Origin of the sequence: Pseudomonas cichorii (assembly GCF_015471405.1) — a bacterium.
Classification (GTDB): domain Bacteria; phylum Pseudomonadota; class Gammaproteobacteria; order Pseudomonadales; family Pseudomonadaceae; genus Aquipseudomonas; species Aquipseudomonas serbiensis.
Genome location: NZ_BLVZ01000010.1, coordinates 136,933 through 161,338, shown reverse-complemented (window position 1 = coordinate 161,338; position 24,406 = coordinate 136,933). Strand labels below are relative to the sequence as shown.

The following is a 24,406-nucleotide window of genomic DNA, read 5'->3' as shown; positions in this document are numbered from 1 at the left end:
TTTCGTGGCAGGGTGGATAAAGACGGTCAGCGATTACCGCGACGGCTCATGAATGCCAGGCGCTCCAGCAACTGCACGTCCTGCTCGTTCTTGACCAGTGCGCCAGCCAGCGGCGGGATTGCCTTGGTCGGGTCGCGTTCACGCAGCACTGCCTCGCCGATATTGTCGGCCATCAGCAGCTTCAGCCAGTCCACCAGCTCTGAGGTCGAAGGTTTTTTCTTCAGGCCCGGCACTTTGCGAACATCGAAAAATACATCCAGCGCTTCGCTGACCAGATCCTTCTTGATATCGGGGTAATGCACATCGACGATCTTTTGCAGGGTGGTGCGATCCGGAAAGGCGATGTAGTGGAAGAAACAGCGGCGCAGGAACGCATCCGGCAGTTCTTTCTCGTTGTTGGAGGTAATGATGATGATCGGGCGTTTTCTGGCCTTGATGGTTTCGTCGATCTCGTAAACGTAGAACTCCATCTTGTCGAGTTCTTGCAGCAGGTCGTTGGGGAATTCGATATCGGCCTTGTCGATTTCGTCGATCAGCAGGATCACCCGCTCCTCGGACTCGAAGGCTTCCCAGAGCTTGCCCTTCTTCAGGTAATTGCGTACGTCGTGGACTTTATCGACACCCAGTTGCGAGTCCCGCAGACGGCTGACCGCATCGTATTCGTACAGGCCCTGATGGGCTTTGGTGGTGGATTTGATGTGCCAGGTAATCAGCCGGGCACCGAAGGACTCGGCCAGTTGTTCGGCCAGCATGGTCTTGCCCGTACCGGGTTCACCCTTGACCAGCAGCGGTCGCTCCAGAGTGATGGCAGCGTTGACTGCAAGCTTGAGGTCGTCGGTGGCGACGTATGCGTGGGTACCTTCGAACTTCATCGGTGAATCCTCTAACGTGACGCGCAGCCTCTGGCTGGCGCGGCTCAATGGGTGCAAGGAATGTGACGACTATAGCGCGCAGGATCGCCGACTGTGAACGCAGATGCCTCATTCAGTCATTGAATGAAGGATTGTGCTCACAGGGTCGGGGCGGGCTCAGGAGCCTTCATTGCTCTCGTAGCGTGTGTTGAAGGCCTGGACAAAGGCATTGCGCAGCACCTGTATAAAGGCCTGGAAGCCACTGATGTCCTGCTGGCGCACACTGCCACTGAGGTCGACACGGGTGGCGAACTGATTCTGTCGCTGGTTTTTCAGAGCGGTTGTGCCGCCACCCACCAGCGCTTCCCAGATCGAACGAAAGAACCCCTTGTTCTGGTTCTCCACATCCTGTTGCCAGTTGAAGACATCGACATTGCGCAGCAGCGGCTTGATATAGCCACTGAGCTGGCCGTTGGTGGCCTGGGCCTCGATCACAAGGTCGCCATTGCCTGCGTTGAAGTCGAACTTACCGTAGGCCGATGCAAAGTCATTGAGCCGCCGCAGATGGATGCCTGTAGCGCGCAGACGAAAATCGAAATCCTGAAAGTCGCTCAGCGGATCGAAGGTGGCGGTGGCTTCTACGGCGGCACTGCCCAGCAACCGGCCCTTGCCTTCAAAACGTGCGTCGCGCTTGCCCTCGACATCGACCACGTTGGTCAGGTTATAGAGGCTGGCATTGATCCTGTCGGCCTCGATTTTGACCTTGGGGCTGGAAGTGAAGTTGTTGAAGGTGATGCGGGCACTCTCGATGCGGACCTCATCGAGTGTGATGGGGAGCAGTTTATTCAGTTGCGTGCGCCAGTCCGTGCCCTGACCTGTCTGCGAAGCCTGCTTGTCATTGCCGCCGTCGACAAAGTTCAGCTCCGGTTCGATGAACACCATCCTGGCCACCACCGCATGGTTATACCAGAGGGCATGCCAGCTCACTGCGAGGTCGATGACCGGCACCTTGACGAACGGAAGCGGGACTTTGCCATCCACCTTGACGATATCCAGTCCGTTGATCTTGTAGGCTCCGCGCCACAGGGCGATGTCTACATCGGCGATCTGGCCACGGTAATCGCCCATGTCCGCAAGTTTTTCATTGAGGTAGTTACGCACCATATAGGGCAGGGCGGCATTGATGACGACCAGCAATACGACAACAGTGGCCAGTATCCATAGCAGCCAGCGGTAGCGAGGTTTCATGGCCTGAGCCTCTGGATTTGTTGAATGGTTGACTCCCAAGGCTTGCATCCGTTCGGTGTAACTGGACGCGCACTGGCGGTAAGCATAGGCTTTGAGTTTTTAACGCATGCGTACAAGGACACGATCATGAGCCGTATTTATGCTGATAACGCCCATTCAATCGGTAATACGCCCCTGGTGCAGATCAACCGTATCGCGCCGCGGGGTGTAACGATTCTGGCCAAGATCGAAGGGCGCAATCCGGGCTATTCGGTGAAGTGTCGGATTGGCGCCAACATGATCTGGGACGCTGAAAGCAGCGGTAAGCTCAAGCCCGGCATGACCATCATTGAGCCCACATCGGGCAATACCGGGATCGGCCTGGCGTTCGTTGCCGCTGCCCGTGGCTACAAACTGACGCTGACCATGCCGGCATCCATGAGCATCGAGCGCCGCAAGGTGCTCAAGGCGCTTGGAGCAGAACTGGTGCTGACCGAGCCGGCCAAGGGCATGAAAGGGGCTATCGCCAAGGCCGAAGAGCTTCTGGCCAGCGATCCCGAGAAATACTTCATGCCGGCGCAGTTCGATAACCCGGCCAACCCGGCAATCCATGAAAAGACCACCGGTCCTGAAATCTGGGAAGACACCGAAGGCGCCATTGATGTGCTGGTGGCAGGCGTGGGGACGGGCGGTACGATCACCGGTATTTCCCGTTACATCAAGAACACTCAGGGCAAGCCTATCCAGTCTGTCGCGGTCGAGCCGGATGTATCGCCGATCATCACCCAGGCGCTGGCTGGCGAAGAGATCAAGCCCAGCCCGCACAAGATTCAGGGGATTGGCGCCGGTTTCATTCCTGGCAACCTGGACCTGTCGCTCATTGATCGGGTCGAGCGGGTCAGCGATGAGGAAGCCAAGGCCATGGCGCGGCGGCTGATGCAGGAAGAGGGCATTCTGTGCGGCATTTCCTGCGGTGCGGCGATGGCGGCTGCGGTGCGTCTGGCGGAAAAGCCCGAGATGCAGGGCAAGACGATCGTCGTGATTCTGCCAGACTCCGGCGAACGTTATCTGTCGAGCATGCTGTTCAGCGATCTGTTCACCGAGCAGGAATTGCAACAGTAAACGTATCTTTGCCTTGTCGACTTTGTACTGAGTCGACAAGTGTTTATGATGCCCGGCTACTGAGCGCCCCCTGACATGACGGCAGTTCAGCTACCTGTCCGTTACTAGGAGAGTTTCATGACCCTTTCATTTGCTGCCAAGGCATCGATCCTGATGCTGTTTCTGTGCAGCACGCTGTATGTGCATTTACGTGGCAAGGCGCGATTGCCTCTGTTGCGTCAGTTCGTGAACCATTCGGCGCTTTTTGCTCCTTATAACACCTTGATGTACCTGTTTTCCCGCGTGCCGTCCAAGCCGTATCTGGACCGCAGCAAGTTTCCTGAGCTCGATATCCTCAAGGACAACTGGGAGACCATTCGCGATGAAGCCATGCATCTGTTCGATGAGGGCTATATCCGGGCGGCCGAGAAGAACAACGACGCCGGTTTCGGTTCGTTCTTCAAGAAAGGCTGGAAGCGTTTCTATTTGAAGTGGTACGACAAGGCGCTGCCGTCTGCCGAAACCCTTTGTCCGAAAACCGTGGCCCTGGTCAACAGCATTCCGAATGTCAAAGGCGCAATGTTTGCGCTGCTGCCGGGCGACAGTCATCTCAATCCGCATCGTGATCCGTTTGCCGGCTCATTGCGTTATCACCTGGGCCTGTCCACGCCCAACTCCGATGCCTGCCGGATTTTCGTCGATGGCCAGGAGTATTCCTGGCGTGACGGTGAAGACGTGATGTTCGATGAAACCTACGTACACTGGGTCAAGAACGAAACACAGACCACGCGCGTGATCCTGTTCTGTGACGTGGAGCGCCCGCTGACCAATGGCTTCATGACCCGTATCAACCGCAGTGTCAGCGCCTTCCTTGGCCGCGCCACCGCGCCGCAGAACCTGGATGACGAGCGCGTAGGCGGCATCAACCGGGCTTATGCCTTCAGCAAGCGTTTCAGCGACAGCTTCAGCGGCAAGGTCAAACAGTTCAAACGCCAGAACCCCAAGGCCTACCGCGTCATGCGCCCGGTGCTGGCTGTGGTGGTGGCAGTCTTGCTATGGAAATGGCTGTTCGGATAAGCCGAATGCCTTATCGGTAGGAGAATTCATTCGCGAGACGGGTCGCGAATGAATTCGCTCCTACCGGGGTTGCCTGTTACAACGCGAAGCGCGCTACCAAGCCATTCAGGCCAATGGCCAGGCGTGACAGTTCATGGCTGGCTGCCGAGGTCTGGGTCGCTCCTGCGGCGGTTTGTGTAGACAGGTCACGAATGCTCACCAGGCTGCGATCCACTTCCCGCGCTACCAGCGACTGCTGTTCAGCAGCGCTGGCAATCACCAGATTGCGCTGGTTGATTTCAGAAATGGCCGCCGTGATCTTCTCAAGGGCCTGACCTGCGCTGCTGGCACGCTTGAGGGTTTGTCCGGCCTGTTGTGCGCTGTTCTGCATGGCACCGACTGTCTGATGGGTGCCGTTCTGAATGCTGCTGATCATCTGCTCGATTTCCTGCGTCGAGTCCTGCGTGCGTTTGGCCAGCGAGCGCACCTCATCGGCGACTACTGCAAACCCCCGACCGGCTTCACCGGCTCGTGCGGCTTCGATGGCGGCGTTGAGTGCCAGCAGGTTGGTCTGGTCGGCGATGCCCCTGATGACTTCCAGTACCTTGGTGATGTCCTGCGCTTGTGTCGCCAGCTCCTGTGCCTGTTCCGATGCGCCCAGCACTTCGGTGACCAGCCCTTCGATGGACTCGATGGTTTCGGCAACCTGACGATGACCATGCTGGCTGTCGGCATCCGAGGCCTTGGACGCTTGTGAGGTCGATACGGCGTTGCTGGCCACTTCATCCACCGCAGCGCTCATCTGGTTGACCGCAGTGGCCGCCAGTTCGATCTCATCATTCTGTGCCTGCAGGCCGCGTGTGCTCTGCTCCATGACCGAACTCATCTCTTCGGCCGCCGAGGCCAGTTGTGATGACGACTCGCTGATGCTCTGGATGGTCGAGCGCAGGTTGGTCTGCATGGCCGACAATGCCTTCAGCAACTGTGCCGGCTCATCCGAGCCTTCAATCTGGATCGAGGCGCGCAGGTTGCCTTGGGCGATGGTCTGCGCAACAGCCAATGCTTCGCTGATCGGTTTGACGATGCTGCGGGTCAGCAGCCATGCCAGCAACACGGTCCCCAGCAAGGCGACGGAAATGATCAGGGACACGATGGTTTTCGTGGAGTCATACAGCTCGGCTGCCTCGTTGGCAGCATTGTCGGCGCCTTTTTGGCTGAAACCGATCATGGCTTCCAGGCTGGCATCGAGTAGGCGGCCCTGAGGTGTGAGTTCGTCGGTAAGGATCGCCCTGGCGTCATCGAAATGCTGACTGTCTATTTGCGCGATGATCTTGTCCACCAGTGTCAGGTAGCGTGTCGCGCTGCTTTCAAGGTCGCCCAGCAACGTGGTTTCCTGGCTGTCGGTGGTTTTGGCTTTTTGCCTTTGCAGGCGGGTGAACAGTTCGCCTCTGGCGTCGTTGATGACTTTCTTGCTGCGTAACTGGCTGTCAGGTGCCGGCATGGCGATCAGCCGAAGGGACTCCATACGAATGGACGCGATAGCAGCGCCCGCATCGTGCATGTTCTCGATATCCGGCATCCAGGACTGTTCTATGATTTCTGCACTTGAGCGCAGTTCTGCCATTTTGCCCAGGCAGAAGATTCCTACAAATGCGAGTAAGACAGCCACTAATCCAAAGCCGAGACAGGCTCTGATCCCAATACGCATGTTTCTGATAAACATTGACCGCTCCTTGTGTCGTAAAAACTCCCTGATTGTTTTTTTTGAGTGGGAGAAGGTATGAGTAATATCTTCGAGCCATCATGTTATCGGGATGCGAGGATCGCAGGTTTATAAATGATGGCGGATTTATGGCTATGTCCCCGTTAAGTGGTGCCAGAGCCTTTATGGGTTCCGGGCTGCACTCGACATGGTCTTGTGTAACACAGCCATGGTTTTTGCCATTGACGCAAGGCAGGGTCAGGCTTTTGAGTTACTGGGCTAGGCTTTGAGTGTCTCGACATGAGGCTCGTCCATGTCCGCTATCGCTATTGCCCGTCTGATCCTCGACGGCTTCGATGATTACCGTGAGCACTTCCGGCAGATAACCGCCGGTGCCCGGGAGCGTTTCGAGCGTGCGCAATGGCAGTTGATCCAGAGCGCTTCGGCAGGGCGGATCAATCTCTATGAGCAGAAAGTCAACGAAGTGATCGGGCACCTGGAGGCTGTCGCAATCGCCAGTGCCCAGCCTCTGGACGTCAGGGCATGGCCTGACGTCAAAAGCGTCTATATCGAGCTGATCGATTCGCGACTGGACGATGAGCTGTCTGAAACCTGGTTCAACTCGGTTTTCTTCGGCCTGTTCAGTCATGATCTGATCAGTGACGAGCGCATGTTCATCCATAGCACACGGCCTGCGGCACAGGCTCATGAGCATATGGCGCAGATTCGCAGCTACCGGCCGCTGGGTGATATCGCGGCCATGTTCGAGAGCATATTTGCCGATTACCGCTTTGAGGTGCCTTATGCGGATCTTGGCGCAGATCTACAGCGAATACAGGCCCGACTGCGGGAAAACCTGCCCGATTGGGTGTGCAAGGACCCAACGCTGTGTATCGAACTGTTTTCATCGGTCTTCTATCGCAACAAGGGTGCCTATCTGGTGGGGCGCGTCTACACCCGCGAGGAACAATGGCCGCTGGTCATTGCGTTGGTACACCGCGAAGGCCTCGGGGTCCTGATCGATACACTGATCACCGATGAGGCTGAGGTGTCGATCATCTTTTCCTTCACCCGTTCGTATTTCATGGTCGACGTACCGGTGCCGGCAGCGTTCGTAGGGTTTCTCAAAGGTATTCTGCCCGGCAAGCACATTGCCGAGCTGTACACCTCCATCGGTTTCTACAAGCAAGGCAAGTCCGAGTTCTATCGCGCACTGATTCATCATCTGGCCAGTAGCGACGACCGTTTCATCATGGCCCCCGGAGTACGGGGCATGGTCATGAGCGTGTTCACGCTGCCGGGTTTCAATACGGTGTTCAAGATCATCAAGGACCGGTTTTCGCCCTCCAAGAATGTTGATCGCATGACCGTAATCGACAAGTACCGATTGGTGAAAAGCGTCGACCGGGTAGGGCGCATGGCGGATACCCAGGAGTTTGCCGATTTTCGCTTTCCCTTGAGCAAGTTCGAGCCCGAGTGCCTGGCCGAGCTGTTGCAGGTGGCACCTTCCACCGTTGAGGTGGAGGATGGGGACAGAGTGTTGATTCGCCACTGCTGGACCGAGCGGCGCATGATTCCATTGAACCTCTATCTGGAACAGGCCAGCCCTGAACAGATGCGCGAGGTGCTGGATGATTACGGGCTGGCGATCAAGCAACTGGCGGCAGCGAACATTTTTCCCGGCGATATGTTGCTCAAGAACTTTGGCGTAACCCGTCATGGCCGTGTGGTGTTCTATGACTACGACGAAATCTGCTTTCTCACAGAAGCCAACTTTCGCCGCATTCCGACGCCGCGTACGCCCGAGGATGAAATGGCCTGCGAGCCTTGGTATTCCATTGGCCCGATGGATGTATTCCCCGAGGAGTTTCCGCCTTTTCTGTTTGCCGACCTGCAACAGCGCCGCCTGTTCGACAGCCTGCATGGCGAGCTGTACGACGCCGAGTATTGGAAAGGGCTGCAAGCGGAGATTCGGGCCGGCAAGGTGATCGATGTGTTCCCGTATCGGCGGTGCAGGAGCCAATTCATTCGCGAATGAATTCGCTTACAGCCTAATGCCTATCAGTTAAGGCACAAACAAAACGTATGGGAGGCAGCCTGCTGGCGAAGAGGCCTGGAAGCCGGCAGATATTCTGCGTCTGTACGCTCAAGTCGCCAGCAAGCTGCCTCCCACAAAGTTATTCATGACCTTGACTGAACGCATTACTCCTGAGTATTCAACTCAGTTGCACATGCCTGCTCAACAACGCCCGCAGGGCCGCTGGCTTGACCGGTTTGGGCAGGTAATCCAGCCCGGCCGCATGCACCTGGGCAATCAGCTCCGGGCGACCGTCGGCGCTGATCAGCACTCCCGGCACGGGTTGTCCCAGCCGTGTACGCAGCCAGGCCATCAATTCCGTACCTATTTCACCTTCGTCCAGGTGATAGTCCACCAGCGCCAGTTCCGGGCGAATGCCGTTGTTGAGCAGGGTTTCGCACTCCTGACGATTGCGGGCGGTCCACACCTGGCAGCCCCAGCGTGACAGCAGGCTGTTCATGCCGATCAGAATGCTGTCTTCATTGTCGACACACAGGACCTGAATGCCGTTCATCACCACACGGTTGGGTTCGGTTGGTGTGTGGGGGACCAACGCCAGTGGTTGAGCCAGAGGAACGGTGACACTGAACATGCTGCCTTTGCCCGGCCATGATTTGACCTGCAACGGGTGATCGAGCACTCGACACAGGCCGTCGGCAATCGCCAGACCAAGCCCCAGGCCTTTTGCAGCGTGGGTCTGATGGCTGTCCAGGCGTTTGAACTCCTCGAAAATCACTTTCTGCTTGTCTTCGGGAATACCAGGGCCGCGGTCCCAGACTTCCAGGCTCAGGTTGCCACCATGACGCCTGACACCGAGCAATATCGGGCCTTTGGCATAGCGGAAGGCATTGGTCAGGAAGTTTTGCAGGACGCGGCGCAGCAGTTTTATGTCGCTGTCGATCCGCAGTTTGCTGCCCCTGACCCGAAACTTCAGACCCTGCTCCTGAGCCAGCGCCTTGAACTCTGCGCCCAGTGTGTCGAACAGCGCATTCAGGGCGAAAGGTTGCCGATCAGGCGTGATCTTGCCGTTTTCCAGACGCGATATATCGAGCAAGTCGCTGATCAGGTCTTCGGCAGAACGCAACGAACTGTCCAGATGCTGGATCAATTGCTGCGCGTCACTGGAGATGCCTTCTTCCTGATGAGACAACGCAGCGGAAAACAGCCGGGCGGCATTCAGCGGTTGCATCAGGTCGTGGCTGACGGCGGCGAGAAAGCGAGTCTTGGATTCGTTGGCGGACTCGGCTATTCCTTTGGCTTCGGTCAATGCCAGATTCAGTTGCGACAGCTCGTGGGTCCGCTCTGCGACTCGTTGTTCAAGGCTTTCATTGGCGCCCTTGAGGGCATGCTCGGCGTCGCGGAATGCAGAAATATCGGTGAAGCTCATCACGAACCCGCCGCCAGGCATCGGGTTGCCGATCAGCTCGATAACCCGGCCATTGGGGAACAGCCGCTCTGATGTGTGTGCCCGGCCCTGACGCATCCAGTGCAGTCGACGTGCAACGTGGACCTCGGCTTCGCCCGGTCCACACAGGCCACGTTCGGCGTTGTAGCGGATGATGTCGGCAATCGGGCGTCCGACGCTGATCAAACCGTCCGGATAATTGAACAGCTCCAGATAGCGATGATTCCAGGCCACCAGCCTCAGGGACTGATCGACGACACTGATGCCCTGGGTGATGTTCTCGATGGCGCCTTGCAGCAGAGCGCGGTTGAATTGCAGCACTTCCGACGCTTCGTCGGCGATACGTACCACGTCTTCAAGCTGCATGTCCCGGCCTTCGATGGCCGCCTTGACCACGGCTCTGGCCGATGAAGTGCCCAGCACCCCGGCCAGCAGCCGTTCGGTATGGGCGATCCATTCGCCGTTGGCGTTCTGGTTCGGGTTGAAGCTCTTGCCCTGACGATAGGAGAAGCGGATGAAACTCTGCCGGGCTCGTTCTTCGCCGACAAAGCGTGATGACAGGCTCAGCAGGTCTTCGACCTGAACAGCCAGCAACGGGCGGCTGCCAGGGCGCACATGGGTTTCCTGACCGATGAAACGGCCTGCCTGCCAGTGTTCCGAAACGCGGGTGCGCGACAGCATCGATACCCAGACGAACAGCGTGCAGTTACCCAGCATTGACAGCACGACGCTCTGGGTCATTGGCGTGATTGGCAAGTCCAGGGGGTTGCTGTGCAGCCAGCTCAGCAAGGGGAAGTTGTCCAGCGACCAATCCATGCCGTGGGCCACGACCGGCAGTACCAGGGTGTAGAACCAGATGAAGATACCCGCCGCGAGACCGGCGAATACGCCTCGGCGGTTGGCCTGTTTCCAGTACAACGCACCAAACATGGCAGGAGCCAGTTGGGTGATGGCGGCAAAGGCAATCTGGCCGATGGTTGCCAGACTCGCCGTGGAACCTAGCATGCGATAGCTGACATAGGCCAGCAGCAGGATCACCACAATGCTGATGCGGCGTACCGATAGCATCCAGTAGCGGAACGCCTCGAACGGCCGCTCCGTATTCTTGCGCCTCAGCAGCCAGGGCAGCAGCATGTCGTTGGAGATCATGGTCGACAGCGCGACACTGGCGACGATCACCATGCCGGTGGCTGCCGAAGCACCACCGATAAATGCCAGCAACGCCAGTGATGGATGCGCATGGGCCAGCGGCAGGCTGATGACGAACGAGTCGGGCAGCATGGAACCTGGCAACAGCATTTGCCCGGCCAGAGCAATGGGCACCACGAACAGCGCGGCCAGGGCCAGATAAGCGGGGAATACCCATTTGGCCAGGTGCAAGTCCTGGGGTTCGATGTTCTCGACCACGGTGACGTGGAACTGCCGGGGCAGACAGACAATCGCCATCATCGCCACGCCGGTCTGCACAATCATCGCTGGCCAGTTGATGGTTTCTTTCCAGTATTCCTCAAGGCGCGGTGCGAGCTTCGCCTGATTGAACAGGTCATCGAAGCCATCGTACAGGCCAAAGGTGACGAACACCCCGACCGCCATGAACGCCAGCAGCTTGACCAGCGCTTCAAAGGCAATCGCCAGCACCATGCCGCGATGGTGTTCGGTGACGTCGAGGTTGCGGGCACCGAACACGATGGTGAACAGCGCCAGAACCACCGAGACCACCAGCGCTGTGTCCTGGGCGCGAGTGCCGGTTGAGTCGGGGCCGGCACCGATCAGGATATTGACTCCCAGCACGATGCCTTTGAGCTGCAGGGCAATGTACGGCAGCATCCCGATCAGGCAGATCAGCGTCACCATGATCGCCAGCGGTTGCGACTTGCCGTAGCGCGCAGCAATGAAGTCGGCAATCGAGGTGATGTTTTCCTGCTTGCTGATCAACACCATCTTCTGCAGCACCCAGGGTGCGAGCAGCATCAAGACGATAGGCCCCAGATAGATCGGCAAAAACGACCATAATTGCTCGGCCGCCTGGCCCACAGCCCCGAAGAAGGTCCAGCTTGTGCAATAAACAGCCAGCGAAAGGCTATAGACCCAGGCGCGCATGGTCGGGCGCAGCGAGGCGCTGTACCGGTCGCCATAGAAGGCAATGGCAAACATGATGGCCATATAGGTCAGGGCAACGGCAGCAATCAGCCCGCTGGACAGCGACATATGAATTTCCAGAGTGTATCGATCTCGAACCGGCAGTCTCGCACGATGCCTGGCGTTCGTCTTTCTCGACCAAGGTCGAGCGTGGTGTTATGTCGCAGGAGACGTATTTCCAGGTTGCAGGAGCGGGCCTATCGACATCCGGCAACGTTACGTCTTCAATGTGCTCCGGATTGGATTCAGAACTTCCAATTAGCCAAGCCATTCAGGACCACGGACGATGAGCCAACAGTCACAATTCAGCCTGCTCGGAAAACGGCGCTTTCTGCCGTTTTTCATCACCCAGTCCCTTGGGGCATTCAATGACAACATCTTCAAGCAGTCACTGATTCTCGCCATCCTTTACAAGTTGAGCATCGACGGCGACCGTTCGATCTACGTCAACTTGTGCGCCTTGTTGTTCATCCTGCCGTTCTTTCTGTTTTCGGCCTTGGCCGGGCAGTTTGGCGAGAAGTACCCCAAGGATGCGCTGATCCGGCTTATCAAGCTTGCGGAGATCGGCATCATGGTGGTCGGTGCTGCCGGGTTTCTGTTTGATCATCTGTGGATGATGTTGCTGGCGCTGTTTGCCATGGGCACTCATTCGGCACTGTTCGGGCCGGTCAAGTATTCGATCCTGCCGCAGCACCTGCGTGAGAACGAGTTGGTCGGCGGGAACGGGCTGGTGGAAATGGGCACCTTCCTGGCGATCCTTGCGGGCACCATTGGCGCCGGGATCATGATGTCCTCCAGTCATTACGCCTTCGTGGTATCTGCCGCCATTGTGCTGGTGGCATGCCTGGGTTTCGTGGCCAGTTACGGCATTCCGAAAGCGCCAGCGGCTTCCCCGGAAATGAAGCTGAACTGGAATATCTTCACCCAGTCCTGGGCTACCTTGCGCATGGGGCTTGGGCAAACACCTGCGGTGTCGCGCTCGATTGTCGGCAACTCCTGGTTCTGGTTCGTGGGGGCTATTTACCTGACACAGATCCCGGCCTACGCCAAGGAGTGGATGTACGGCGACGAAACCGTTGTCACACTGATCCTGACGGTGTTCTCCATCGGTATTGCTCTGGGCTCGTTGCTTTGTGAGCGGATGTCCGGCCACAAGGTCGAGATTGGTCTGGTGCCGTTCGGCTCCATGGGGCTGACGGTGTTTGGCTTGTTGCTGTGGTGGCATTCGGGCGGATTCCCGCAGAACGTGCAGGCCAACGACTGGCTGGCCGTGCTTTCCTATGGACAGGCCTGGTGGGTATTGCTGGATATTCTCGGGATCGGGGTTTTCGGTGGCTTTTACATCGTGCCGCTGTACGCGCTGATCCAGTCCCGAACCCCGGAGAAGGAGCGCTCGCGGGTCATTGCTTCCAACAACATTCTCAATGCGCTGTTCATGGTGGTGTCGGCCATCGTTTCCATCCTGATGCTCAGCTTCGCCAAACTGTCGATCCCGCAGTTGTTCCTGGTGATCTCGCTGATGAACATCGCGGTCAACGCCTACATCTTCAAGATCGTCCCCGAGTTCACCATGCGTTTCATGATCTGGCTGCTTAGCCATTCCATGTACCGCGTCGAGCATCGCAACCTGGACCTGATCCCTGAAGAAGGCCCGGCCTTGCTGGTCTGCAACCATGTGTCCTTTGTTGATGCGTTGCTGATCGGTGGCGCCGTGCGGCGGCCGATCCGTTTTGTCATGTATTACAAGATCTATCGCCTGCCGGTGCTCAACTTCATTTTCCGCACGGCCGGTACCATCCCGATTGCGGGGCGCAACGAAGACCTGGAAATCTACGAGCAGGCGTTCAAACGGATTGCCCAATACCTTGCGGACGGTGAACTGGTCTGCATCTTCCCGGAAGGCAAACTGACCCGCGATGGCGAAATCAGTGGCTTCAAGGGCGGCATGACCCGTGTGATCGAGGAGACGCCGGTGCCGGTGATCCCGCTGGCGTTGCAAGGTTTGTGGGGCAGCTTCTTCAGCTATGCGCCGGACAAGAAGCTGTTTCGTCGCCTGTGGTCGAGAGTGGTGCTGGTTGCAGGCGCTGCGATTGCGGCCGATGCAGCTAAACCTGCCGATGTGCGAGAGCAGGTGAAAGCGTTGAGAGGGGCTGGGCGCTAGAGGATATGCAAGGGGCGGTCGATACGCCCCTTGCATGCGAGTGTCAGGCAACCTTGAAGCGGCTGACCAGACGCTGCTGGTGTTCGGCCAGTCGCGCCAGTTCCTGGCTGGTAATGGCTGTCTGTTCAGCACCGGCACTGACCTGAATGACCAGATCGTTGATCTCGTTGACGTTGCGGTTGATATCCTCGGACACCGCACTCTGTTCTTCCGCCGCCGAGGCGATCTGAATGTTGCGGTCGCTGATGCTGGTCACCCCTTCGGCGATTTCCGTCAGCAGTTCGCCAGCGCGCTCGACCTTGAGAGCTCCGGACTGCGCCTTGCCCAGGGTTTCCTGCATCGAGGTGGTCGCCCGGTCAGAACCTGTCTGCAGATTGGTAATCATCTGCTGAATGCTGCCGGTGGATTCCTGAGTCTTCTGCGCCAGGGTGCGCACCTCTGAGGCCACTACTGCAAAGCCACGGCCATGGTCGCCGGCGCGCGCGGCTTCGATGGCGGCGTTCAAGGCCAGCAGGTTGGTCTGCTCAGCAATCCCGCGAATGACATCAAGCACTGAAGAAATCGCGTCACTCTCGTGTTTCAGGTCGCCAATAATGGAAGCTGTCTGCTCGGCCTGCCCCGACAACTGGCGAATCAGTTCGATGGTGCTCTCGATTTCACCACGGCCTTGCGTTGTGCTGGTGTTGACCTGTTGGGACATTTGCGCTGCATCGCTGGTGCTGAGCGCCACTTCCCTGACGGTTGTGCTCATCTCGTTGATCGCCGTGGCTACCAGCTCAGTGCTCTGGCGTTGCTGCTCGATGCTGCGGCTGGTTTCTGAGGTGACGGTGGAGCACTCCTCGGCTGCGGTCGCTACCTGTGCGGTGGCATTGCCGATTTCCTGAACGATATCTCGGATCTCTTGCGCCATCCGGTTGAGGTTACGTGAGATCTGGCCGAACTCGTCCTTGCTCTCGTAGGTCGCTCTTGCAGTGAGATCACGCCCGGCAAGGTCGTCCAGCACCTTGTTCACATCACTGACCGCCAGGTTGATATTGCGAATGATCAGATACGACAGTGCCGATACCGCAAGCAGTGCGGCGATGGCAGCACCGATAGTCAGCCACAGGGCGCGGTTGGCGACATTGCGTTCATGCATGGCGAGCTTGCTGACACTCTGGCCCAGGTCCTCTTCAATATCGCTCATCATGTCGATACGGCGCGTAGAGGTTTCAAACCAGGCTTGCGGCTTGATGCCCAGTGCTTGCCCCATCGGCACATCAAATGCCAGACGCTGCAACTTGCCGACTTCCAATGCTGCGGGGGCCTGCATTTTCTCATTGAATTCCTTCAAGGAGTCTGTCGGCGCCTTGCGGCTGAATGACTCGGAATAAGCGATGAACTCTCCGAGATTACGGCTGAAGCTCGACAATAGTTTTTCGTCGAAACGATCCTGATTGAACACCAGGCCAAGTACGACACGTTCGCGGCCAGCTCGCTCTTTCATTTCGATGAATTGATTCAGCGCGCTGAGGGCGTGAACAATAGTCGCATTATTGACGCTGGCCTCCAGAGAGTGGGTATAACCAATAAGTGTTTGAATGACCTGGGTATAACGTGCTCCCGACTCGGTACTGTTGATAGCCTGCTTGTCGACGTTAGTGCGAGTTTGTATCACGCTGTCGAGTGCGCGAAGTACAGGGTCGAGTTCGGAGGCTCCGGATGTAGATAACTCGCGTACGGCCTCTATAGTGAGATTCGAATCCTTGCGCAATTCGATAAGCCGGTCGCCCATGGTCGTGCCGCGACTGCCCAGGAACACGCCGCTGGCGCCACGCTCGCGTTGCAGTGTCGTGATAAGACGGCTCAGTTTCTGGGCTGTAGCACTGGCCGTTACTGTCTTGTTCATGTCGTTCAAAGTTTTGTAATTATTTGAAACAAATACGCCGGCCAATATCAGGAAGCCCAATAAGGGAAGCAGCAAAATCAATAAGAGTTTTATCCTTAGCGGTGCATTTTTGAGCATTTTCGTGAAGCTCCCTTGATGTGTGAAATCTTGGCGCGCGACAGAGTGGGGTCGTTATAGTTCGCGTTACATGTGTCGGCGCATGTTACTGGGGATTTAGGCGGGAGGTCGTTTTTTATATTTTTATTTTGCGCTGGATAGTTTGTCCGACAAAAACTAACCAGGCTGCCTTGATCCGGGTCAAGGAAACGGTCTGTTTTATAAGGGGGTTAGACTTTGTACGAAATGTATCTGCGCTCGGTGATGCTGCGTTAAAAACAGGCTCGGAATGCTCATTTACACCAGTAAACTCCGCTTCCTCGCCTGTTTTTGCCTTGCCTCACCTTCGCTCGAAAACATTTCGTACAGAGCCTAGTTGCCCGGACGGTTATGGAAACAGTCCGGGCATTGATGAACGCCTGGCCTTAATGAGCGACAGGTTTGTCAGCGGGCTGTTGAGTGTTTTCTTCCGGCATCTTGCGGAAGTAAGTGGAGAGCAGGGCACCCGAAATATTGTGCCAGACGCTGAACAGCGCGCTGGGTACTGCCGCCAGTGGCGAGAAGTGTGCGCTGGCCAGCGCAGCACCCAGCCCGGAATTCTGCATGCCGACTTCCAGAGCCAGGGATTTACGCTGCGGCAGCGGCAGCTTGAATACCTTGCCTGTGAAGTAACCCAGCAGGAAACCGAAGGTGTTGTGCAGGATCACCACCGCCATGATCAGCAGGCCGGACTCGGCGATCTTCGCCTGGCTGGCGGCCACCACGGCACAGACGATCAGCACGATGCTGACCACCGAGACCAGCGGCAGTACGTCGACCGCATGGCTGACCCGGGCACCGAGCAGGCGCTGGGCGGCGACGCCGAGGCAGATCGGCAGCATCACCAGTTGCAGGATCGACCAGAACATATCGGTGAAGGATACCGGCAGCCAGGCCGAGGCCAGGAACCAGATCAGGGTGGGCGTCAGCAACGGAGCGAGCAGGGTGGTGACGGCTGCGATGGCCACTGCCAGCGCCAGATCACCCTTGGCCAGCCAGGCCATGACATTGGATGAGGTGCCGCTCGGGCAGCAACCCACCAGAATCACACCCACTGCGATTTCCGGTGGCAGATGAAAAATCTGGCACAACAGCCAGGCGACGCCCGGCATGATGACGAAGTGCGCGACCACACCCAGCGCCACGCGCCACGGGTTACGCACCACCTCAGAGAAGTCTTCAAGCTTGAGTGTCAGGCCCATGCCGAACATGACCAGCCCCAGCAACGGGACAATCCAGCCTTTAAGACCGATGAACACCTGAGGGAACAGGAACGCCAGAATAGCGAACAACAGCACCCAGTACGCAAACGTATTCCCTACAAAACGGCTCAAGGCTACCAATGCCCGCATGTCTTGTTCCTTTTTCCTGTATCCATGAAAAAGAGGCGCCGCCTATATAGGCGGCGTCATCCTGTTGCAGTCCAGCCGGAAGAATCAGATCCCTTGCGGGATTTCCTCTCCGCCCAGTGCCTTGAACAACTCAGGCAGGAACTCGCCGAAGGTCAGCATCATCAGAGTGAAGCTGGCGTCCAGCTGGCCCAGGGCTTCGTCGCCGCCGTCCTGTTCGGCCTGATCCTGCAGCAGATCCTCGAACTTCAGGCGCTTGACCACCAGCTTGTCGTCCAGAACGAACGACAGCTTGTCTTGCCAGGCCAGCGAGAGCTGGGTGACGACCTTGCCGGTGTTCAGGTGCAACTGGATTTCATCGCTGGTCAGGTCCTGACGCTTGCAACGCACGATGCCACCATCTTCGTGGGTGTCGCGCAGTTCGCATTCGTCCAGTACAAAGAAGTTGTCGGCGGCTTTCTGGGTCTTGACCCAGTCGGTCATGATTGCGCTTGGCGCGGTCTTGACGGTCAGCGGACGCACCGGCAACGAGCCGATCACTTCACGCAGGGTCGACAGCAGGTCTTCGGCACGCTTCGGGCTGGAAGCGTTGACCAGAATCAGGCCCTGTTTCGGCGCAATGGCGGCGAAAGTGGCCGAGCGACGGATAAAGGCACGAGGCAGGAAGGCCTGGATGATTTCATCCTTTAGCTGGTCACGCTCTTTCTTGTAGACCTTGCGCATCTGTTCGGCTTCGATCTCGTCGACCTTTTCCTTCAATGCATCACGTACCACGCTGCCGGGCAGAATGCGTTCTTCCTTGCGCGCAGCAATCAGCAGGAAGTCCTGGCTGACGTGTACCAATGGCGCGTCCTCGCCCTTGCCGAATGGTGCGACGAAACCGTAAGTGGTCAACTCCTGGCTGGCACAGGCGCGGGCCGGCTTGGTCGCCAATGCAGTTTCCAGCGCCTCGGCGTCAAAAGGCACATCCTGGGTCAGGCGATAGATAAGCAGGTTTTTGAACCACATGAGGTGAATCTCTCCTTCCATACAAAGGAGGGCATTATTCGCTGCTCGGCCGTCCGGGCCAACCCTGCGCTAAGCCTTTGGAAGGATTATAAAAATTATTTAAAAAAGTGCTTGCCAGAGTATGGGGCGCTCCGTAGAATGCGCGCCACACCGAGAGTGAAGGGTGATTAGCTCAGCTGGGAGAGCATCTGCCTTACAAGCAGAGGGTCGGCGGTTCGATCCCGTCATCACCCACCAATCTCTCTCTTAGTGTTACGCGCAGCGGTAGTTCAGTCGGTTAGAATACCGGCCTGTCACGCCGGGGGTCGCGGGTTCGAGTCCCGTCCGCTGCGCCATATTAAGCTTCAAGGCCCTTGAACTCCTTGAAGCAACCAGAAAAGCGACCTTAGGGTCGCTTTTTTGCTTTCTGCGGTCTGGGAGCGAATTCATTCGCGAAGAATCCTGCATCAATGCCGCCCGGTACACCCCACGAAAAGACATCGCCTTCAATGTCGTCTCGCGAATGAATTCGCTCCTACGCCCGCATGGTCCTTCTTATATTCATTTTTTGGATTATGTATCAAATTAAAAATCAATATTTATCATATTAGCTTATAGCCAAATAGAAGTTTTTTTGAGCGATTGATTCCGTTATGTTTGGTTTCGACAGCCTACCCCTCACCTCGGATGGTACCAATCGTGATCAAGGTTCTGCGCGCATGCCATCGCGCAAACAGGCCAGGAGCCTGAGTTTGCAAGGCATGCCAGGGTGATCCACCACTGACCCCTGTTGCAGGATCGTTGGAAGGGAGTTCGATGTATGTTGCCACTTCAATCCCGTTATCCGGGTTCTTCTCGCCCTGTCGCTGACAGGCGCTCTGCAGTATTCCAGCCTCCTGCTCGTTCAACTGCGCACAGTTAGCTCGCGTTTCGTTTCGGGTGTTTTCAAGCACCGGGACTGAATGTCGGCATCAACGAATAAACGCATGGCTCGCTGTCTCGATGACGGCGTGAGTGCCCGACCGCGCAATTTGGATGAGCGGGCTGCAATGGCGGCCCTTTGGAGTGGATGTGCAGAGAGTCTTACAGGATGTTCATGTGTCCAGGCGCAGTCTGCGCTTGAACCCGTTGGCCTTGGCTATGGGGAGCGTGTTGCTGGCCGGGGCGGTTCAGGCACAGGAGGCTTCGTCCCAGAGTGGCGATACCCTGTCTACGGTGGTGGTGACCGGTAACCGTGGTGCCGAGCAGCGCACCGTCACCAGCAGCCCGGTGCCGATCGATGTGGTCAGCGCCAGGCAACTGCAAAGCACCGGCAAACCCGGCCTGATGGAGGCCTTGAGTGCCGTGATTCCATCCCTGACCCTGCCGGAAAAAACCGGCTGGGACGCCAGCGGCATGGCCCGTGCGCCGAACTTGCGTGGGCTGAGTGCCGCCGAAGTGTTGGTGCTGGTCAATGGCAAGCGCCGCCACACCAGTGCGACCTTGAATATCAACGGTATCAATACCGGCGCGGCACCTGCCGACCTGGATTTCATTCCCATCAGCGCCATCGACCACGTTGAAGTGCTGCGCGACGGGGCTGCCGCTCAATATGGCTCCGATGCCATCGCAGGTGTGATCAACGTCATTCTCAAGGCCGATACCAGCGGCACTGCCGTTACCAACGCGGGTATTGGTTATGACGGCAAGAAGCAGACGGTTCAGCAGAGTCTGAACAAGGGTTTCGAGATCGGCGATGGCGGCATCGTGCAGCTCGCGCTCGATGCCCGCAGCCAGAACGATGACAACAAGGCCAGTGCCAACGGCTACACCTATGATCAGGCGCTGGATCTGGCAGGCAAGTCCACGTATGGCGGCTACGGCACACCGAAGATCAACCTGCTGACCCTGGGCTATAACGCCGAATTGCCGGTCAGCGATGATCTCAGCCTTTATTCGTTCACCACCTATTCGCGTCGCAAGGCCGAGCAGGGTCAGAACTTTCGCCTGCCCACCATCACCAATACCATCACGACCGGCCCCAACGGATACCCCGGCGGGTATGTGCCAATCTGGTACATCGATGAGGAAGACTTCCAGGCGGCATTCGGTGCCAAGGGCCAGGTCGGCGAGTGGGACTGGGACTTGTCTTCGACTTATGGCCGCAACGAGGCCGAGCAGGGCACCGAGCGCAACCAGAACCCGTCCCTGGGCGAGGCAACGCCCAACAACTTTACTTCCGGCACCTGGATTGCCACCGAACTGACCACCAATCTGGATTTCAAGCGCGGCTTCGATATCGGCCTGCAAAAACCTCTGGATCTGTCTTACGGCTTCGAGCATCGACGCGATGGATATGAAGTTCAGGAAGGTGACTGGGCTTCCTATGCCAACGGTGGATATTGCGTCTCGCCAGGCAATTGCGCTTCTTCCGGCGCGCAGGTCACCAACGGTATTTCTCCTGACGAAGCCAGCAGCGCCACGCGCAACAGCGTCGCCAGTTATGTCGACGTCGGTTTCAACCCGATACCACAGTGGTATCTGGGCACGGCGTTGCGTTATGAGCACTACAACCAGGGTGTGGGCGCGACCCGCAGTGGCAAGCTGACAACCCGTTATGACTTCACCCCCGAGTTCGCCGTGCGGGCGACGGTGAGCAACGGTTTCCGGGCACCTTCGCTGGCCAATAGCCTGTTCAGTGCCCGTTCGACCACTTATGGCGTGGTGAATGGCGTCTATCAGTCCATCAACTTCGGTGTGCTGCCGGTTGCCTCGGACGCGGCCAGAGCCTTGGGGGCCGAAGACCTCAAGCCTGAGCGCTCCACCAACTTCAGCCTGGGCTTCACCCTGACGCCGACCGAGCGCCTGAGCCTCACCGCCGATGCCTATGTGATCAACATTCGCGACCGCATCACCCTGACCGGCACGCTGCTGGGCAGTGAAGTCACTCAAGTGCTGTTGGATAACGGCATCAATTCGACGTCGGGCGGCCAGTATTTCATCAACGGTGCCGACACCCGGACCAAGGGCGTGGATGTGGTCGGTAACTACCGCCAGGACCTGGGCGCGTTCGGTTCGGTGAAGTGGACCGCGGCGTTCAACTGGAACCAGACCGAAATCCTCAGCTACAAGGCTTCCACCACCATTCTGGGTACTTCCTATGACTTGATGGACCGTGAGGCCCGCAACGATGTGACCGGTATTCAGCCCAAGACCAAGCTGATCCTGGGCGGCGACTGGAGCATCGACAAGTTCAATATCAATCTGGCCCTGACCCGCTATGGCTCCTACAAGGAAGTCAACGATTCCACCGACCGATCCCTGGATCGTATCTACGCCGCCAAATGGATCACCGATCTGGACGTCGGCTACAACCTCACCAAAGACCTGAACATCGCCGTGGGCGCCAAGAACCTGTTTGACGTCTATCCCAAGAAGCAGGGCATCCCCAGCAACACCATGACCAGTAGCTACGGCACTTACTCGCCCTTCGGATTTACCGGTGGCTATTACTACACCCGCCTGACGTATGCCTTTTAAGTGAGCGCGCAGTCACTGCGCCCAGGCTGTTCGACATTAACAAGACGCGATCACGTGTCATTGCGTGCGAGGAACCCGAGATGCCCATTGTCGCCAAACCGTTCGACCTCCGAAGCGAGGAGACTCACTACAAGGTGCCCGAGGCTCAGGCAGCGGCTCCTGCCAAAACATTGCAGATTGTCCCGGCCCGTCATCCGTGGCGTTGGGTAGGCTCTGTCTTTGCCGCACTGGTGTTGTTTGGCATCGTCCATTCGCTGGCCACCAACCCGCGCTGGGAGTGGGATGTGTTTGCCAAGTGGTTCTTCTCGCCGTCGGTGTTGCGCGGGCTGGGGCAGACCTTGCTGCTCACGGTCCTGAGCACGGTGTTCAGTATCCTGCTCGGGACGGCGCTGGCACTGGCGCGCCTGTCGAAGTCGCCGCTGCTGGCGTCACTGGCCTGGGGCTACATCTGGTTTTTCCGTTCGATGCCAGCCTTGCTGGTACTGATCATCCTCTACAACTTTGCCTACCTCTACGATCACATCGTGCTGGGTGTGCCGTTCACCGAAATCGTGCTGGCCGAATGGTCCACAGTCGATGTGTTGAGCCAGTTCACCGTGGCGGTGCTGGGGCTGAGCCTGATGCAGGCGGCCTATACCGCGGAAATCATTCGTGGCGGCATCATCAGCGTCGACAACGGTCAGCATGAAGCGGCCGCAGCACTGGGCTTGCCAGCGCAGCGGCGGATTTTCCGCATCATCCTGCCCCAGGCCCTGCGTTCGATCCTGCCTTCGGGATTCAACGAAATCATTGGCCTGGTCAAGGGGACTTCCATCGTTTACGTGCTGGCCCTGCCGGACCTGTTCTACACCGTGCAGGTGATCTACAACCGCACCCAGGCCGTGATTCCGCTGCTGATCGTCGCCACGGTCTGGTACCTGATCATCACCACTTTACTGACCTGCGCCCAGTACTACATCGAGCGCCATTTTGCCCGGGGCACGGCGCGTGTCCTGCCGCCGACTCCCTTGCAACGCCTGCGTCACTGGTTCAAGGAGAAGACCCATGGCTGAGTCTGCAATGGCGGTACGCGCCGGTCGTATCCAGATACAGAACGTGGGCAAGCGTTTCGGCAATCAGGAAGTGCTCAAGAATATCGACCTGACCATCGAGCCGGGCAAGGTCACGGTGATCCTCGGGCCTTCCGGTTCCGGCAAGTCGACCTTGCTCAGGACCATCAATCATCTGGAGAAAATCGACAGCGGGCACATCACCATCGACGGTGAATATGTCGGCTACCGGCGCAAGGGCGATCTGCTCTATGAACTCAAGGAGAGCGAGATTCTCAAGCGTCGCATCGACGTGGGTTTCGTGTTCCAGAACTTCAATCTGTTCCCGCACCTCACGGCCTGGGAAAACATCGCCGAAGCCCCTCTGGCCCACAAGCGCTGGAGCAAATCCGAGGCCCGCGACCGGGCACTGGAACTGCTGGGCAAGGTAGGCCTGCAAGACAAGGCCGACGCTTATCCACGGCAGCTTTCCGGTGGTCAACAGCAGCGTGTAGCCATCGCCCGTGCCCTGGCGCTCGATCCCAAAGTGCTGCTGTTCGACGAGCCGACCTCCGCGCTGGACCCGGAACTGGTCGGTGAGGTGCTGGACGTCATCAAGGGCCTGACCCGGCTTGGCGTGACGCTGGTGGTCGTGACCCATGAAATCGGGTTTGCCAGGGAAGTGGCCGACCATGTGGTGTTTCTCTGCGAAGGCCAGTTGATCGAAGAAGGGCCTCCCGAACAGATATTTCGCCAACCCCGCCATCCTCGCACCATCGCCTTCCTGGGCAAGGTGCTGTGAATTTTTCGAGTGTTAAAGGAGTGACTTCGCATGCTTGCAAATACCGCGCGCCTGGCGCTGCTGACGATAGCCATCGGCCTGGCTCAACCTGTGTTGGCCGCTGAGAGCGCTACGCCGCCGACCGTGCAAAAGATCAATCTGAGCCCTGACCAGCAGCGCATCCGTGCGCCGCGCAACGAGGAAGCCATTGCGCAGATTCCACAGGGCTTCAAGTTCGCCCAGCCGGGCAAATTCACGGTTGCCGTCTCTGGAACTGCCGGGCCGCCTCTGGCTCTGCTGGCCTCCGACGACAAGACCACCATCGGCAGCGAAGCCGACACCGCGCAACTGGTGGCTGACAGCCTTGGCCTGCAACTGAATGTGGTTCAGACCAGTTGGGAAGACTGGCCGCTGGGCGTCAGTTCGGGCAAATACGATGCGGTGATCAGCAACGTGACCGTTACCGAGGCGCGCAAGAAGCGTTTTGATTTCGCAACCTATCGGCAGGACGTGCTGGGCTTCTATGTGAAGGCCAACAGCAAGATTACCTCCATCAAACAGGCCAGCGATATTGCCGGGCTGAAGATCATCGTCGGCTCCGGCACCAATCAGGAGAAAGTCCTGCTGGCCTGGAACGAGGAAAACGAAAAGGCCGGTATCAAGCCCGCCTTGTTGCAGTACTACGACGACGTGGCGGCTGCGCAGTTGGCCGTTCAATCGGGTCGCGTCGATGCCACCTTTGGCCCCAATGCACTTTCGGCCTATTCGCAGGCGCTGACCAACGGCATCAAGCGGGTGGGCATCGTCAACGGTGGCTGGCCGCGTCGCGCCGATATCGCAGTGACCACGCGCAAGGACAACGGCCTGGTCAAGCCGATCCACACTGCGCTCCAGGGCGTGATTGCCGGTGGGCAATATGACCAGGTGCTCAAGCGCTGGGGGCTGGATGTGGAGCGTATCGATCAATCGGAGATCAACCCGCCAGGCTTGCCGGATTGAG

The 24,406-nt window shown here is 57.8% G+C and carries 15 protein-coding genes and 2 tRNA genes; 10 read left to right on the top strand and 7 right to left on the bottom strand.

Going from position 1 to position 24,406, the window contains the following annotated elements; translation table 11 throughout:
• Positions 1–26: 26 nt before the first annotated feature.
• Together JL015_RS17275 and JL015_RS17270 are read right to left on the bottom strand one after the other, a co-directional pair.
• Positions 27–872 (bottom strand): AAA family ATPase, encoded by an 846-nt coding sequence (locus JL015_RS17275; RefSeq protein ID WP_201019326.1) that lies wholly within the window; start codon positions 870–872, stop codon positions 27–29.
• Positions 873–1,028: 156 nt separating this feature from the next.
• A complete protein-coding gene (locus JL015_RS17270; protein ID WP_201019325.1) occupies positions 1,029–2,099 on the bottom strand; it encodes a DUF748 domain-containing protein in 1,071 nt (356 codons plus the stop codon).
• 126 nt (positions 2,100–2,225) lie between these two features.
• On the opposite strand from JL015_RS17270, the gene cysK reads away from it, so the two are divergent.
• Positions 2,226–3,200, top strand: a complete 975-nt coding sequence (cysK, locus tag JL015_RS17265; RefSeq protein WP_200999830.1) for a cysteine synthase A — start codon at positions 2,226–2,228, stop codon at positions 3,198–3,200.
• Between the two features lie 117 nt (positions 3,201–3,317).
• Complete coding sequence (locus tag JL015_RS17260; protein ID WP_201019324.1) at positions 3,318–4,256, top strand: aspartyl/asparaginyl beta-hydroxylase domain-containing protein; 939 nt, start codon at positions 3,318–3,320, stop codon at positions 4,254–4,256.
• 76 nt (positions 4,257–4,332) lie between these two features.
• On the opposite strand, the gene JL015_RS17255 is transcribed toward JL015_RS17260, so the two are convergent.
• A complete protein-coding gene (locus tag JL015_RS17255; RefSeq protein ID WP_201019323.1) occupies positions 4,333–5,958 on the bottom strand; it encodes a methyl-accepting chemotaxis protein in 1,626 nt (541 codons plus the stop codon).
• Between the two features lie 292 nt (positions 5,959–6,250).
• On the opposite strand from JL015_RS17255, the gene aceK reads away from it, so the two are divergent.
• A complete protein-coding gene (gene aceK, locus JL015_RS17250; RefSeq protein ID WP_201019322.1) occupies positions 6,251–7,975 on the top strand; it encodes a bifunctional isocitrate dehydrogenase kinase/phosphatase in 1,725 nt (574 codons plus the stop codon).
• Positions 7,976–8,153: 178 nt separating this feature from the next.
• Here the strand turns inward: aceK and JL015_RS17245 are convergent, their stop codons facing one another.
• A complete protein-coding gene (locus JL015_RS17245; protein WP_201019321.1) occupies positions 8,154–11,627 on the bottom strand; it encodes a hybrid sensor histidine kinase/response regulator in 3,474 nt (1,157 codons plus the stop codon).
• 217 nt (positions 11,628–11,844) lie between these two features.
• Here JL015_RS17245 and JL015_RS17240 point away from each other — a divergent pair, with 217 nt between their 5' ends.
• Positions 11,845–13,719 (top strand): MFS transporter, encoded by a 1,875-nt coding sequence (locus tag JL015_RS17240; RefSeq protein ID WP_201019320.1) that lies wholly within the window; start codon positions 11,845–11,847, stop codon positions 13,717–13,719.
• Between the two features lie 43 nt (positions 13,720–13,762).
• Here the strand turns inward: JL015_RS17240 and JL015_RS17235 are convergent, their stop codons facing one another.
• From JL015_RS17235 to rdgC, 3 genes are all read right to left on the bottom strand, one after another.
• Positions 13,763–15,724 (bottom strand): methyl-accepting chemotaxis protein, encoded by a 1,962-nt coding sequence (locus tag JL015_RS17235; RefSeq protein ID WP_201019319.1) that lies wholly within the window; start codon positions 15,722–15,724, stop codon positions 13,763–13,765.
• Between the two features lie 404 nt (positions 15,725–16,128).
• Positions 16,129–17,094 carry a bile acid:sodium symporter family protein gene (locus JL015_RS17230; RefSeq protein ID WP_122320655.1) on the bottom strand — a complete coding sequence of 322 codons (966 nt, stop codon included), beginning with the start codon at positions 17,092–17,094 and terminating at the stop codon, positions 16,129–16,131.
• Between the two features lie 84 nt (positions 17,095–17,178).
• Complete coding sequence (gene rdgC / locus JL015_RS17225; RefSeq protein WP_201019318.1) at positions 17,179–18,099, bottom strand: recombination-associated protein RdgC; 921 nt, start codon at positions 18,097–18,099, stop codon at positions 17,179–17,181.
• Between the two features lie 161 nt (positions 18,100–18,260).
• On the opposite strand from rdgC, the gene JL015_RS17220 reads away from it, so the two are divergent.
• The 6 genes from JL015_RS17220 to JL015_RS17195 all read left to right on the top strand — a co-directional run bounded on the left by JL015_RS17220 (position 18,261) and on the right by JL015_RS17195 (position 24,405).
• A tRNA-Val gene (locus JL015_RS17220) sits at positions 18,261–18,336 on the top strand.
• Between the two features lie 21 nt (positions 18,337–18,357).
• A tRNA-Asp gene (locus JL015_RS17215) sits at positions 18,358–18,434 on the top strand.
• Between the two features lie 784 nt (positions 18,435–19,218).
• Positions 19,219–21,597, top strand: coding sequence for a TonB-dependent receptor plug domain-containing protein (locus JL015_RS17210; RefSeq protein WP_236250235.1), 2,379 nt, complete (start codon positions 19,219–19,221; stop codon positions 21,595–21,597).
• 80 nt (positions 21,598–21,677) lie between these two features.
• On the top strand, positions 21,678–22,649 hold the full coding sequence (locus tag JL015_RS17205) for an amino acid ABC transporter permease (protein WP_201019317.1): 972 nt from the start codon (positions 21,678–21,680) through the stop codon (positions 22,647–22,649).
• Complete coding sequence (locus tag JL015_RS17200) at positions 22,642–23,427, top strand: amino acid ABC transporter ATP-binding protein (protein WP_201019316.1); 786 nt, start codon at positions 22,642–22,644, stop codon at positions 23,425–23,427. Before JL015_RS17205 ends, JL015_RS17200 begins: the two co-directional genes overlap by 8 nt.
• A gap of 30 nt (positions 23,428–23,457) precedes the next feature.
• Positions 23,458–24,405: an ABC transporter substrate-binding protein gene (locus JL015_RS17195; protein ID WP_201019315.1), complete on the top strand. Its 948-nt coding sequence runs from the start codon at positions 23,458–23,460 to the stop codon at positions 24,403–24,405.
• The last annotated feature ends 1 nt before the right edge of the window (position 24,406 follow it).